Genomic DNA, 13,003 nt, shown 5'->3' on the forward strand with positions numbered 1-13,003 from the left:
CCGGTCAGCAGGACCCGGGCACCGCACCGGACGACGGCTGGACGCGGTACGCGTACCGGTGCGCGAGCGCGAACCCGAGCTGCTCGTACAGCCGCCGCGCCGGCACGTTCTCCGCCTCCACCTGCAGGAACGCCCGCCGTGCGCCCTGCCGTGCGGCCACTGCCAGTGCGGCGTCGGTCAGGGTGCGCCCCAGCCCGTGCCGGCGCGCGGACGGCGCGACCTGCAGGCAGGACAGCGCGACCCACCCGTCGACCGTCGCGGCGCGGATCACCGCGACGTCCGAGCCGTCCGGCCCGGGCGCAGCGAGGTACGTGGCCGGTGCACCGGCGACCAGCGCGCGGGAGACCTCGCGGTCCCCGCCCTTGCCGGCGAGCCAGGCCGTGAGCCACGCGTCGTCGGGGGCGTCGAGCACCCGCAGCCCGTGGGCGGTGCGCGGCTGCCCGCGCTCGGCGGCGTCGGGCCCGACGTCGCAGACGAGGACGTCGGTGACCGAGCCCAGGACGTAGCCCCGCGCGTCCAGCTCGGCGACGAGACCGGCGGGTGTGCCAGGGTCGCCGGTGCGGAACACGGCGGGCGCGCCGTCGGCGGCCGACAGCCGTTCCACCTCGTCGACCGCCGCCGCGAGGTCGGCCGGCTCGGCCAGCGGCACGGTCGAGTGCGCGCGGCGGGTCACACCCCGCGAGAGTCCCACCCGCCAGCCCTGCACGTCCTCGACGCGCAGGGGCGGCCACGTCGCGGTCTCGACGAGGACGCCCGGCGGCTCGGGGGCGCGCCAGGCGTGCACGCGCAGGTCGACCTCGGTGCCCCAGTCGCGCTCGGGCCGGGGGGTGAACCCGAGCCGGGCGTACAGCCGGTGGGCGGCGCGCATGGTGTCGAGCGTGCAGAGCACCACGTCACGACGGCCACGGCCGACCGCGTCGGCCAGCGCCGCCCGGACGAGCTGCTCGGCGACGCCGCGCCCGCGGGCGGCCGGGTCGACAGCGAGCATGCGCAGCTCGACCTCGTCGCCCGTCGCGAACTCGGCGTACGGCGTGCCCGCGTCGGCGAGGGTGATCGTCCCGACGACGGCACCCGCGCCGGCGGCGCCCGGGTCGACGGCGACGAGCACGGTCGCGCGTCGCGCCCGGTCGGTCGCGTCGCGCAGCTCCTCGACGTAGGAGTGGTCGGCGGGGAGGAGCCCGTCGGCCAGGTACGCGGCGGCGGTCAGCTCGCCGACGCGGGGCAGCTCGTCGTCGAGCGCGGGACGGACCTCGACCGCGGCGCTCACGCGTCCTCCTGCGCCGGCGCCGCCTCCTGCGCGCCCGACCCGTCCTGCCCGTCGGCCCCCTCCGGGGACGTGTCGTCGTCCGGCCCGTCGCCCACCGCCGCCGGGCCACCGGCGAGGAGGGCGACGAACCCCGCCTCGTCGAGCACGCGCAGCCCCAGCTCGCGGGCCTTCGTCTCCTTGGACCCGGCGTTCTCGCCGACGACCACGTAGTCCGTCTTCTTCGACACGCTCCCCGACGCCTTGCCACCACGGACGATGACGGCCTCCTTGGCGCCGTCGCGGCTGAAGCCCTCGAGCGACCCGGTGACCACGACGGTGAGCCCCTCGAGCGTCCGCTCGACGGCGGCGTCGCGCTCGTCGCGCATCACGACGCCCGCGCGCGCCCACCGGTCGACGATGTCGACGTGCCAGTCGGCCTCGTCGCCGGTGAACCACCGCACGAGGGACTCGGCGATGACCGGCCCGACGCCCTCGACCTGGGCGAGGTCCGCGACCGCCTGCTCGGGGTCGCCCTCGACGACGGCCCGCAGGTCGGCCATCGACCCGAAGCGTGTCGCCAGCGCCCGGGCCGCGCTGGGCCCGACGTTGCGGATCGACAGCGACACCAGGACCCGCCAGAGGTCCTTCGTCTTGGCGGCGTCGAGCTGGTCGAGCAGGGTGCGGGCCGCCTCCGACGGCTCCCAGTCGGGCAGCACCCGGCCCTCGGCCTCGGCCGCGGCGAGCGCGGCCCGCGTGTGCTTGAGCGTGCGGCGGAAGGGCGCGCGACGGCGCACCTGCCCGTTCTCGTCCTGCCGGGGCAGGCCCGTCTCGGGGTCCCGGACGACGACCTCGACCTGCGCGAGCCGGGCGAGGCTGTCGGCGCGCACGGCCTCGACCACGTCCGCGGACGCGTCGAGGCGGTAGCCGACGAGGTCGAAGAGGAACGCCTCGTTCGGCACGGGCGGGTCCGCGGGGACCTCGGGCTGGGTGAGCGCGGCCGCGGTGACCTCGCCGAGGGCCTCGACGTCGAGGCCGCCGCGCGAGCCGATGTGCTCGACGCGACCCCGGACCTGCGCCGGGCAGGTGCGCGCGTTGGGGCAGCGCAGGTCGATGTCGCCCTCGCGCATGGGGCGCAGGGGTGTCCCGCACTCCGGGCAGTCGGCGGGCATCCGCCACGTGGTGCGCGGCACGTCGTCCCCCGGGCCGGCCGGGGCGGGTCCGACGATCTCCGGGATCACGTCACCGGCCTTGCGGAGCACCACCATGTCGCCGATGCGCACGCCCTTGGCGGCGACGACCTCCTGGTTGTGCAGGGTGGCCTGCCGGACGGTCGACCCGGCCACGACCACGGGCTCCATGACGCCGAACGGCGTGGCGCGCCCCGTGCGGCCGATCCCGACCTCGATCGCGACGAGCCGGGTGTTGACCTCCTCGGGCGGGTACTTGTAGGCGATCGCCCACCGCGGCGCGCGGCTCGTCGCCCCGAGCCGACGCTGCAGCGACCGCTCGTCGACCTTGACCACGGCCCCGTCGATCTCGTGCTCGACGTCGTGCCGGTGCTCGCCGTGGTGCGCGACGAAGGCGCTGACCTCCGCCAGCGTGCCCACCACCCGCCAGTGCGGCGACGTCGGCACGCCCCAGCCCTGCAGCAGCCCGTAGACCTGCGACTGACGGGTGATCTCGGGCCCGCCGCGCAGCGCCCCGACGCCGTGGGCGTAGACCCGCAGGCCCCGCGACGCCGTGACCCGCGGGTCCTTCTGCCGCAGCGACCCCGCGGCGGCGTTGCGCGGGTTCGCGAACGGGGGCCGGCCCGCGGCGACCTGGGCCGCGTTGAGCGCGGCGAACGCCTCGGCGGGGAAGAAGATCTCGCCACGCACCTCGATGAGGTCCGGGTGGGTGGCCGGGTCGCCCGCGAGGACGGCGGGCACGCCCGCGATCGTGCGCACGTTCAGGGTGACGTCCTCGCCGGTGCGCCCGTCGCCGCGGGTCGCGGCCCGGACCAGCCGCCCGCCCTCGTAGACGAGGGAGATCGCGAGCCCGTCGATCTTCGGCTCGCACAGCCAGTGCGGGGCGTCGCTGCCCTCGAGGTCGCGCACCACCCGCTCGGCCCACGCCGTGAGCTCCTCGGCGGAGAACACGTTGTCGAGCGAGAGCATGCGCTCCACGTGGTCGACCGGGGAGAACGCCGTGGAGAACGCGCCGCCGACCCGCTGCGTCGGGGAGTCGGGCGTGCGCAGGTCCGGGTACCGGTCCTCGAGCGCGGCGAGGTCGCGCAGCCGCGCGTCGTAGTCGGCGTCGGACGCCGTCGGCGCGTCGTTCACGTAGTACGCGAACTGGTCCGCCTCGATGCCGGCCGCGAGGTCGGCCCAGAGACGGCGGGCCTCCTCGGGCGCGGGCTCGGGGACCGCCTCGGCCGCGGGCGCGGCAGCCGGGGTGCCGGGGGCGGGGACGTCGGTGGGGCTCGGGGCGTCGCTCACCGGGCCATCCTGGCGCACGACGCCGACACTCCCCACCGCCGGGCCCTCCCCGCGCGGGCCTGCTGCGCGACGGCCGTCCCCGGACGGCCGGCACCTCCCCCGGCCCGACGCACTACGATCCGCGGGTGCCCGGACCCGCAGCCCCGCCCGCGCTGCGCGCCCGGGTCCGCGCGTCCGGCAGCAGGCTCGCCCGGCGGCTCGTGGACCGGCCGCTGCGCCACCTCGGCGTCGCTGGCGCGTGCGTGCTGGTCGCGGCCACGGCGGGCGCGGGCGGGCTCGAGCCGCAGGAGCAGGACGGCCCGGAGGTCGTGACGGCCGGCACCGCGGTCGACGCCGCGCCGTTCGAGATCACCGTCCAGCGGGCCCGGTGGGCGGACGACCTCGGCATCCCGACGCCGCAGGACGGCGACCGCTGGGTGGCCGTCGTCGCCACCGTCCGCAACACCAGCGACGCGAGCGTGCTGTCCAGCCACCTGACCCACGCGCTGACCCTCGAGCCGTTCACCGGCGCCCGCGCCGCGGCAGGCGAGCACGGCCTGGCCGCGTCGTCGACGGCGCTCCTCGACGACGGGTCGACGCCGAACCCGGTGCAGCCCGGCCTCACCCACGACGTCGTGCTGCTCTTCGACCAGGACGGCGGGACGGCACCGCCCGACGAGGTCGTCGTGCACCTGCAGCGCAGCACGTGGCGCGAGGGCAGCCTCGACCGCAGCCTGGCCTGGTGGGAGCCGACCACCGTCGCCGAGGTGCCGCTGCCCGTCGAGGCCGCCCCCGAGGAGGACGACGCGTGAGCGCCGCCGCGGCACGCCGGGCCGGTGCCGGCGCACTCGTCCTCGCGGCGCTCGTCGTCGGCCACCTGGTCACCGACGCCGTCGGCGTCTCGTCCGGCGTCGAGGCCCCGTTCGTCCGGGCGGGCGCCGTCGGCGAGACCGTCACGCTCCGGTACGCGCACGTCACGGCGGGCGAGCCCGACGGCTCCACGGTCCTCGACCCGCAGGACGGCACCCTGCTCAGCACGCCGGGCGTCTGGCTGACGGTCCCGCTGGAGGTCGAGGTCCGCGACGAGCCGCGCTCGCTCGGTCACGCCGAGGTCGTCGGGGGCGACGGGCGCACCTACGGCACGTCCGTCAGCGGCAGGAGCGTGTTCTCGACCGGGACGATGCAGCCCGGGGTCCCCCGGTGGACGACCGTGCGGGTCGAGCTGCCCGTCGGTGCCGTGCCCGGAGCGCGGCTGCGCGTCGCGCTGAGCGGCAACGACCAGCGCGCGGACGACCTCGCCGAGATCGACCTGGGCCTGACGGCGCAGGACGCGCAGGAGTGGGGGGCCGACGAGACCCCGGTCGTCGCCGGCTGGTCCACCGACGTCCCGCCGGAGCAGCAGTGACCCCGCCCCCGCCCGACGTCCCCGCCGACGACGTCGCGGCCCCCGCGCCTCCCGGGTGGTGGCGCCGCAACCGGTGGGCGCTGGCGGCGCTGCCGCTCGCGCTCGTCCTCGCGCTGCTGGCGTCGTCCGACCGCGTCGTCTCGTGGTGGTGGACCCAGGGCCTGCACCACCCGACGACGGCGGCACCGGGCACCGAGCTCGTCTTCCGTGACGTGCTCACCGACGCGGACGGCGACCACGACGTCGCGGTCACCCTGCACCTCGACGGCGTCGAGGAGACGACCGTGGCCTGGGAGGACGGCACACCGCTCGACCTGCCCCCGGGGACGCGCGCGCTGCGCGTCGACCTGACGCTCGGCGCCGCGCCCGACGCCGCGCTGCGGGTGTGCGGCCTGGCGCTGCGCGGGCCCGACGGCACGCGGTACGAGTACGTCCCGCAGACGGCGGGGGCCTTCCAGCCGTCGTCGCCGTGCGTGCCGCCGGACGCCCCGGGTCCGTGGCCCGCGTCGGGGTGGTCGGCCCCGGAGCCGGACCCGGCCGAGCGCGACCGGCCGGCGACGTGGAGCGTCTCCCCCGTCGTCGTCCTGCCCGACGGCGTCGAGCCGGACGCCGTGCTGGTGTGGTGGCAGATGCCCGACTACGCGGTGCTGCCGCTGGGCTGAGCGGCCTGCGCGTGCAGCACGCGGTCGACGCCCGCCGCGAGCAGCGCGACGACGACCGTCAGGCCGACCGCGTGCGCCACGACCTCCAGGTGCGGGGCGAAGGCCAGGTACGTCGCGGTGTCGAGCGGCCCCGTGGCGGCGCGCATCGCCCACCGCACGCCCTCCTCGGCGCGCGTCGCCAGCAGGAACGCGAGCGCGAACACCAGCATCGGGGCCAGGCCCGCGACCGCGAGCTGGCGCAGCCCGCCGACGAGCGCCGAGAGCCGGGCGCGCACGTCGCCGACGACGGGCGCGACCGCGTCGGTGGTCCAGCGCCGCACGGGCGCGGGCAGCCGCTGCCACGCGGCGGGCGCGACCCGCGGCGGCGGGGGCGGCGTGAGCCGGTGGCCGTACACGACGGCGCCGACGGTCAGCCACGCGAGCGGCAGCACCACCAGGTCGTCGAGGTCGCCGAGCGTCCCGGCGAGGGTGTCGACGACGAGGTCGACCGGCCCCGCCACGGGACCGAGCGCGTCGAGGAGGTCGAGCCACCGCTCCAGGACGATCGCGACGGCCTGCCGGCTCTCGAGCCACGCCCACGCCGCCTGCGTGCGCACCCCGATCCACGCGGCCGCGACGAGGAGCCAGAACGCCTCGACGTACGCGCCGAGGAAGCCCAGCACGCGGGCGTCGCGCCGCCCGGCGGTCCCGCCCTCGAGGCGGCCCTCCAGCCGGCCCAGCGCCCACCGCACGACGAGGGCGACGAGCACGACGGCCGCGGCGACCCACCCGTCGCCGATCCAGTACCGCTCGCCGTCGAAGGTGTCGGTGCCGTCGAGGATCCCCGCGTTCGAGAGCAGCTCCCGGTCGACGGTGACGGTGTTGACGAACCGGAACCTGTCCTCGGCGAGGTACCCGTAGGTGGCGTAGACGGCGAGGAACGGCACGAACACCGAGGCCAGCACGTCGACCAGGCGGCGCTCGCGACCTGCGGCGGGATCGGTGGGGCCGGGCGCCGCGGCGATCCCCGCCAGGCCGGGCAGTGCCGGGCGCAGCGCGACGAGCATGGCGACGACGGCGGCGACGGCGGACAGCGGGGCGAGCGCGAGCAGCGCCCACGCGCCGACCGTCGAGTGCTCGGACACCTCGACGGCGAGCCACAGGGCCGCCGCGCGCCCGGCACCGCCGAGCAGCGCGAGGACCAGCAGGACCGGCCAGTACCCGACCCACAGCCGCAGCCCGTGGACGAGGACACCGGTCAGGTCGGCGAACCACGCCCGGGCCCGGCGGGCGGCGGGCCCGGTGGCCGACGGCACGTCCGGGCGGTCCGGCGCCGGCGACAGGTCCGGTGGCGTGGCCGGGGTCGAGGACGGGGTCGTCACGGCCGGTCCCCGGCGGCGCGCCGGCGGGGCCGGGTCACGACGCCCACGGTCGCGACCGCACCGACGACCGCGAGCACGAGACCGCCGACCAGCACGGGTGCGGCGACCTCGGCGACGACGACCTCCACCTCCTCGCCGTCGACGACCGCCGAGCACAGGCTGCGCGGGGGCAGCAGCTCGTACCGCACGCCGACGGCCGGGTCGTCGGCCGCCGCAAGGCACGCCGCGGCAGGGCCGTCCCCGGGCTCGGCGGCCGCCGTGAGGGTGCGCACCCCGAGGCCGAGGTACACGACGGCGACGGTGAGCACCCCGACGAGCGCGAGACCGCTCGCCAGGAGCAGCTGCAGGGCGCGGCGGCGGTCGGGGACGCCACGGACGGGCGGGCGGGCGCTCACGCGTCCGCCGCCCGCTCGGCCACGATCCCCGCGGCGCGCACGAGACCCGCGAGCGCCGCACGGGCCTCGTCGGGTCCGGCGCCGTCGGGCGGTGCTGCCGCGAGCAGCGTGACCGCGGCGAGGTCGCGCAGCGGCAGCCCGACGGTGCGCCACGGGCGGGTCAGGGCGTCGGCCTGCCCGACGACGTCGGGGCCGGCGCACTGCGACGTCGCCTGCGGCGGGAGCTGGGCGGCGAACCCCTTGCCGGCCTCGACGAGCGTCGCGACCTCCTCCCAGCCACGCTCGCCGATGCCGGCGATCTCGAGGGCGGCGCCGTCCGCGGTGGACGCGCGCACCGCCGTCAGCGCGGACCACGCGCTGCCGCCGTGCACGTCGAGCCCCGTCGCGCCGGCGCCCCGTGCGGCGTCGGCGACGGCGGACAGCCCGTCGGCGACGACCGGTCCGTGGACGCGCCGCAGCCGGTCGCGCCCGGAGAAGCTCGGGACGGCGCCGGCCATGACGGGGGCGAGGAGCGGCTCGTGCAGCAGCACGCGGACGCGGGCGCCGGGCACGGCGCGCACGACGTCGCCGATCCGCTGCACGAGCCCCTCGGCGAGCGACCCGACGACGGCGCGCACGGCCCCGGGGTCGGACAGCACGCGGTCGCCGCGGGCCAGGTACACCTGCGCGGCGAGGGAGAACGGGCCGAGGACCGGCAGGACGAGCGGGCCGTCGTACCCGTGGGCGGCGACCGCGAGCGCGTCGCGGTCCTCGCGGGCGAACGCCCGGGCACGGCCCAGGTCGACCCCGGGGTGGTCGGCGAGCTTCCAGCCGTGGGGGCCGAGCTCGGCCGGCATCTCCTCCAGCAGCGCGAGCGCGGCGCCCGTGGCGTCGCCCCACGGGCCGCGCGCGGGCAGCAGCACCGCGAACGGCACGCCGTCGACCTCGTCGGGGGTGTCGACGAGGTCGCCGACGACGACCTGCTGGGCGTCGAGCACGTCGGCACCGGGCCAGGGCCCGACGCCGGAGACCGCGGTCACCGGGCTCCCGCCGCGGTCCCGGGACCGACCTGCGCGGGCGTGCGCGTGGCGGTGACGGTCGCCTGGCCGAGCACGCGCGTGCCGGCGTAGAGCACGAGCGACTGGCCGGGGGCGACGCCGTGCAGCCCCTGCCCGGCGACGTCGACGCCGACCTCCCCGCCGGTGGTGCCCGGCAGGACGACGGCGGGCACGGGCGTGCCGTGGGCGCGGACCTGCACGGTGCACGCGGCGCCGGGGTCGGGCGGGGCCGTGAACCACACGGCACGGTCGGCGAGCACGTGCGCCACCTCCAGGTCCTGCACGGGTCCGACGACGACGCGCCGCCGGACGGGTTCGACGGACAGCACGTACCGGGGCCGCCCGTCGGGCGCGGGACGCCCCAGGTGCAGGCCGCGGCGCTGGCCGACGGTGTACGCGTACGCGCCGTCGTGGGTGCCGAGGACCGTGCCGTCGGCGTCGACCACGTCCCCGGGCTGGGAGCCCAGGTGCGAGCGCAGGAACCCCTGCGTGTCGCCGTCGGCGACGAAGCAGATGTCGTAGGAGTCGGGCTTGGCCGAGACGGCCAGGCCGCGGGCGGCGGCCTCGGCCCGCACGTCGGCCTTCGAGGCCACGTCGCCGAGGGGGAAGACCGCGCGGGCCAGGCGCTCGGGGCCCATGACGGCCAGCACGTAGGACTGGTCCTTGGCGGCGTCCGCGGCGCGGTGCAGCTCGCGGGTGCCGTCGGGGTGCTCGACGACGCGCGCGTAGTGCCCGGTGCAGACCGCGTCGAAGCCGAGCGCGAGCGCCTTGTCGAGCAGCGCCGCGAACTTCACGTGCTCGTTGCAGCGGACGCAGGGGTTAGGGGTGCGGCCGGCGGCGTACTCGGCGAGGAAGTCCGTGACGACCGTCTGCTCGAACCGCTCGGACATGTCCCACACGTAGTAGGGCACACCCAGGACGTCGGCGGCGCGGCGCGCGTCGGACGCGTCCTCGATCGAGCAGCACCCGCGCGAGCCCTCGCGCCGCTGCGCGGGCGTGCGCGACAGCGCCATGTGCACGCCGACGACGTCGTGGCCCGCGTCGACGGCCCGGGCCGCGGCCACCGCGGAGTCGACGCCCCCGGACAGGGCGGCCAGGACCCGCATCAGACGCCCACCGACGTCAGGCCGGCGGCCCGGGCGCGCTGCACCGCACCGGGCAGCACCTCCAGCACCCGGTCCACGTCCGCGTCGGTGGTGGTGCGCCCCAGGCTGAACCGCAGCGCCCCGCGCGCGTCGTGCTCGTCCACCCCCATCGCGAGCAGCACGTGCGACGGGCGGGGCACCCCGGCCTGGCACGCCGAGCCGGTGGACGCCTCGACGCCGGCGGCGTCCAGCAGGTAGAGCAGGGAGTCGCCCTCGCAGCCCTCGAACGTCAGGTGCGCGTTCGCGGGCAGGCGGCGCGCCCCGTCGGCCGGGCCGCGCAGCAGCGCGCCGGGCACGGCGGCCAGCACCCGGGCCACCAGGTCGTCGCGCAGCGCGGCGACGCGTGCCGCGAACGCCTCCCGTCCGGCGACGGCCGCGTCGACGGCCACGGCCAGCGACGCCAGCAGCGGCGCGTCGAGCGTGCCGGACCGCACGCCGCGCTCCTGGCCGCCGCCGTGCAGCACGGGGGTCAGCTCCAGGCCCCGACGCACCAGCAGCGCACCCGCACCCCCGGGCCCGCCGAGCTTGTGCCCGGTGATCGTCATCGCGTCCAGGCCCGACGCGGCGAAGTCGACCGGCACCTGCCCGACCGCCTGCACCGCGTCGGCGTGCACCGGCACCCCGTGCCGTCGCGCGAGCTGCACGACCTCGTCGAGCGGCTGCAGCGCCCCGACCTCGTTGTTCGCCCACATGACCGACACGAGCGCGACCTGCTCGCCGTTCGCCTCGAGCTCGGCCCGCAGGGCGTCGACGTCGACGACCCCGTCCGCGTCGACCGGCAGCAGGACGAGCTCGGCGCCCGCGTGCTCCGCCATCCAGAACGCCGGGTCCAGCACCGCGTGGTGCTCGACGGCCGAGACCAGCAGCCGCCGCCGGGCCGGGGCCTGCGAGCGCCGCGCCCAGAACAGCCCCTTGACGGCGAGGTTGTCGGCCTCGGTGCCGCCGGACGTCCACACGACCTCGCTCGGCCGCGCACCCAGCGCCGCGGCCAGCCGTTCGCGCGCCTCCTCGACGGTGCGCCGCGCCGTGCGCCCCGCCGTGTGCAAGGACGACGGGTTGCCGGTCCGGGCGAGCTCCGCCGTCAGGGTCTCGAGCGCGGCCGGCAGCATCGGCGCCGTCGCCGCGTGGTCGAGGTAGACGGGTCGGGGGGCGCTCACCGCCCCAGTCTACGAACGCCCGCGGCGCCCGAGGCCGCCCACGGGACGGGCGTCGCCGACGGGTCCCCGGGTGCACCTGGCAGGATGAGCGTCGTGAGTGCCGACGACGTCATCGCGCTGCCGCTCGCCTTCGGCGGCCAGCGGCTCGACTGGCGCGACCTGCCGACGTCGGTCCGCGAGCGCATCCAGACCCGTGCCGGCGCCCGCGTGAGCGCCGAGACCACCCCGACGAGCGGGTTCTCGCCGGGGTTCGTCGCCGTGCTCGAGCTCGGCGACGGGCACGACGTCTTCGTCAAGGCCGTCTCCGCGGACCAGAACCCGCAGGCCCCCGAGCTCGCCCGTGCCGAGGTCCGCGCCGCCCGCGCCCTGCCCCCGCAGGTGCCCGCGCCGCGCCTGCTGTGGTCGGACGACGACGGGCAGTGGGTGCTGCTCGGCTTCGAGGCCGTGCACGGCAGCTCGCCGGAGCTCCCGTGGCGCCCGGACGACCTGGAGCGGGTCCTCGCGGCGGTCGACGCGCTCGCGGACGCCGAGCCCGTGCCGGGCCACGAGCTGCCCCGCACCGACGACCTGCTGGCGGAGGACTTCCAGGGCTGGCGGCACCTGCTCGCGGCCGACGACGCGGCCCGCGAGGCGATGGCCGCGGCCGTGGGCGAGCCGGGCCGCTGGGCTCTCGACCGGCTCGAGGACCTCGTGCTGTGGGAGCAGGACGCGCTGCGGGTGTGCGCGGGCGACAGCCTCGTGCACGGCGACCTGCGGGCCGACAACGTGATGATCGAGGAGTCGCACGGCCGGGTGTGGCTCATCGACTGGCCGCACGCGAGCGTGGGTGCGCCGTGGCTGGACCTGGCGTTCATGCTGCCGAGCGTGGCGCTGCAGGGCGGCGGCGACCCGGCGCGGCTCTTCGCGCAGCGGCCCGTCGCGGACGGTGTGACGCGCGAGGAGCTGCGGGCGTTCCTCACCGGGCTCGCCGGCTGGTACGCGTGGTCGTCGACCAGGCCCGCGCCCGTGGGCATCCCGAACCTGCGCCCGTTCCAGGCCGCGCAGGCCGCCGCGACGCTGCGGTGGCTGCGCGACCTGTCCTGACGGGTCCGGTCGCGACCCGGGGGTTCAGCCCTGCGCGCGCAGGCGGCGCACCTCGGCGGCCGCCTGGGGCAGGACGGTGAACAGGTCGCCGACGATGCCGTAGTCGGCGATCTCGAAGATGGGCGCGTCGGCGTCGGCGTTGACCGCGACGATCGTTCCGGAGGCCTGCATGCCGCCGCGGTGGTGCACCGCGCCGGAGACGCCGGCGCCGACGTACAGGCGCGGCGCGACGGTCACGCCGGTCTGGCCGATCTGGGCGTCGTGGCCGATCCACCCCTCGTCGGTGGCGACGCGGGTGGCGCCCACGGCGCCGCCGAGGGCGTCGGCGAGGTCCTCGACGGGCGAGAAGTCGCCCTCGGTGCCGCGTCCGCCGACCACGACGACGTGCGCCGAGCCGAGGTCGGGTCGCCCGGACGCGGGCCGCTCGGTGCGCTCGACGAGCTGGACGCGACGCGACGCGGCGGACACCTGCACCGGTGCGTCGACGACCGTGGGCTCGGTGGCCGCGGGGGCGTCGGCGGCGGGCACGGCGTTGGCCTTGACCGTGACGAGGGCCACCGGCGTGGTGATCGCGCAGCGCGTCGTCCACGTGCCGGCGAGCACGGTCTTGCGGGCCACGAGGCGACCGTCGGCGACCTCGAGGCCGTCCGCGTCGGTCACGACGCCGGCGCCGGTCCGCACCGCCAGGCGCGCGGCGACCTCCTTGGACTCGAACGACGACACGAGCAGCAGCAGCCCGGCTCCGGTCGCGTCGAGGAGCTGCCCGAGACCGTCCGCGACGACGGACGACAGGTGCAGGTCCGCGTCGGCGACGAGCCGGTGCACGGCCGCGACGCCCTGCGCGGCCAGCACGGGCAGGGCGGGCGCGACGTCGGCGGTGCCGGCCCACACGCCGTGCACGGGGGCGCCGTCGGCGACGGTGCGCGCGAGGGTGAGCAGCTCGCGCACGGGCGGGCGCAGCGTCCCGTCGGCGGCGTGGTCGAGCAGGACGAGCACGGGGGTGGCGGTCACGTCGGGTCCTCCGGGGTGGTGGTCAGCGCGGCACGGGGACGGCGC

The 13,003-nt window shown here is 77.8% G+C and carries 12 protein-coding genes; 4 read left to right on the forward strand and 8 right to left on the reverse strand.

All coding sequences use genetic code 11. From position 1 onward, the window contains the following. Window positions 1–4: 4 nt before the first annotated feature. A complete protein-coding gene (locus FBY24_RS01250) occupies window positions 5–1,267 on the reverse strand; it encodes a GNAT family N-acetyltransferase (RefSeq protein ID WP_142157389.1) in 1,263 nt (420 codons plus the stop codon). Next, window positions 1,264–3,723, reverse strand: coding sequence for an NAD-dependent DNA ligase LigA (ligA, locus tag FBY24_RS01255; RefSeq protein ID WP_142157391.1), 2,460 nt, complete (start codon window positions 3,721–3,723; stop codon window positions 1,264–1,266). The genes FBY24_RS01250 and ligA overlap by 4 nt, the downstream gene beginning before the upstream one ends. 125 nt (window positions 3,724–3,848) lie before the next feature. On the opposite strand from ligA, the gene FBY24_RS01260 reads away from it, so the two are divergent. From FBY24_RS01260 to FBY24_RS01270, 3 genes are read left to right on the forward strand one after another with little or no spacing between them, the layout of a single operon-like run. Beyond that, window positions 3,849–4,514, forward strand: coding sequence for a hypothetical protein (locus FBY24_RS01260; protein ID WP_142157393.1), 666 nt, complete (start codon window positions 3,849–3,851; stop codon window positions 4,512–4,514). Next, the gene (locus tag FBY24_RS01265; RefSeq protein ID WP_142157395.1) at window positions 4,511–5,107 is read left to right on the forward strand and encodes a hypothetical protein; all 597 of its coding nucleotides are present in this window, start codon (window positions 4,511–4,513) and stop codon (window positions 5,105–5,107) included. The genes FBY24_RS01260 and FBY24_RS01265 overlap by 4 nt, the downstream gene beginning before the upstream one ends. After that, on the forward strand, window positions 5,104–5,769 hold the full coding sequence (locus tag FBY24_RS01270) for a hypothetical protein (protein ID WP_142157397.1): 666 nt from the start codon (window positions 5,104–5,106) through the stop codon (window positions 5,767–5,769). The genes FBY24_RS01265 and FBY24_RS01270 overlap by 4 nt, the downstream gene beginning before the upstream one ends. On the opposite strand, the gene FBY24_RS01275 is transcribed toward FBY24_RS01270, so the two are convergent. The 5 genes from FBY24_RS01275 to FBY24_RS01295 are packed head-to-tail and all read right to left on the reverse strand — an operon-like array spanning window position 5,745 to window position 10,816. After that, complete coding sequence (locus FBY24_RS01275; RefSeq protein WP_142157399.1) at window positions 5,745–7,130, reverse strand: hypothetical protein; 1,386 nt, start codon at window positions 7,128–7,130, stop codon at window positions 5,745–5,747. The genes FBY24_RS01270 and FBY24_RS01275 overlap by 25 nt on opposite strands. Beyond that, a complete protein-coding gene (locus tag FBY24_RS01280; RefSeq protein ID WP_142157401.1) occupies window positions 7,127–7,525 on the reverse strand; it encodes a hypothetical protein in 399 nt (132 codons plus the stop codon). The genes FBY24_RS01275 and FBY24_RS01280 overlap by 4 nt, the downstream gene beginning before the upstream one ends. Next, complete coding sequence (locus tag FBY24_RS01285) at window positions 7,522–8,544, reverse strand: hypothetical protein (protein WP_142157403.1); 1,023 nt, start codon at window positions 8,542–8,544, stop codon at window positions 7,522–7,524. Before FBY24_RS01285 ends, FBY24_RS01280 begins: the two co-directional genes overlap by 4 nt. Then, window positions 8,541–9,668 (reverse strand): tRNA 2-thiouridine(34) synthase MnmA, encoded by a 1,128-nt coding sequence (gene mnmA, locus FBY24_RS01290; protein WP_142157405.1) that lies wholly within the window; start codon window positions 9,666–9,668, stop codon window positions 8,541–8,543. The genes FBY24_RS01285 and mnmA overlap by 4 nt, the downstream gene beginning before the upstream one ends. Beyond that, a complete protein-coding gene (locus tag FBY24_RS01295) occupies window positions 9,668–10,816 on the reverse strand; it encodes a cysteine desulfurase family protein (protein WP_255432489.1) in 1,149 nt (382 codons plus the stop codon). Before FBY24_RS01295 ends, mnmA begins: the two co-directional genes overlap by 1 nt. 132 nt (window positions 10,817–10,948) lie before the next feature. Here FBY24_RS01295 and FBY24_RS01300 point away from each other — a divergent pair, with 132 nt between their 5' ends. Further along, on the forward strand, window positions 10,949–11,947 hold the full coding sequence (locus FBY24_RS01300) for a phosphotransferase (protein WP_255432149.1): 999 nt from the start codon (window positions 10,949–10,951) through the stop codon (window positions 11,945–11,947). Between the two features lie 24 nt (window positions 11,948–11,971). Here FBY24_RS01300 and FBY24_RS01305 read toward each other — a convergent pair whose 3' ends face one another. Further along, window positions 11,972–12,958 (reverse strand): electron transfer flavoprotein subunit alpha/FixB family protein, encoded by a 987-nt coding sequence (locus FBY24_RS01305; protein WP_142157412.1) that lies wholly within the window; start codon window positions 12,956–12,958, stop codon window positions 11,972–11,974. Between the last annotated feature and the right edge of the window lie 45 nt (window positions 12,959–13,003).

This window comes from Cellulomonas sp. SLBN-39, assembly GCF_006715865.1.
GTDB lineage: Bacteria > Actinomycetota > Actinomycetes > Actinomycetales > Cellulomonadaceae > Cellulomonas.

Excerpts from the sequence above, each read along its gene's own strand:
- mnmA (WP_142157405.1), bottom strand. The coding sequence starts at position 9,668 with ATGCGGGTCCTGGCCGCCCTGTCCGGGGGCGTCGACTCCGCGGTGGCC.
- FBY24_RS01295 (WP_255432489.1), bottom strand. The coding sequence starts at position 10,816 with ATGCTGCCGGCCGCGCTCGAGACCCTGACGGCGGAGCTCGCCCGGACC.
- FBY24_RS01300 (WP_255432149.1), top strand. The coding sequence starts at position 10,949 with ATGAGCGTCGTGAGTGCCGACGACGTCATCGCGCTGCCGCTCGCCTTC.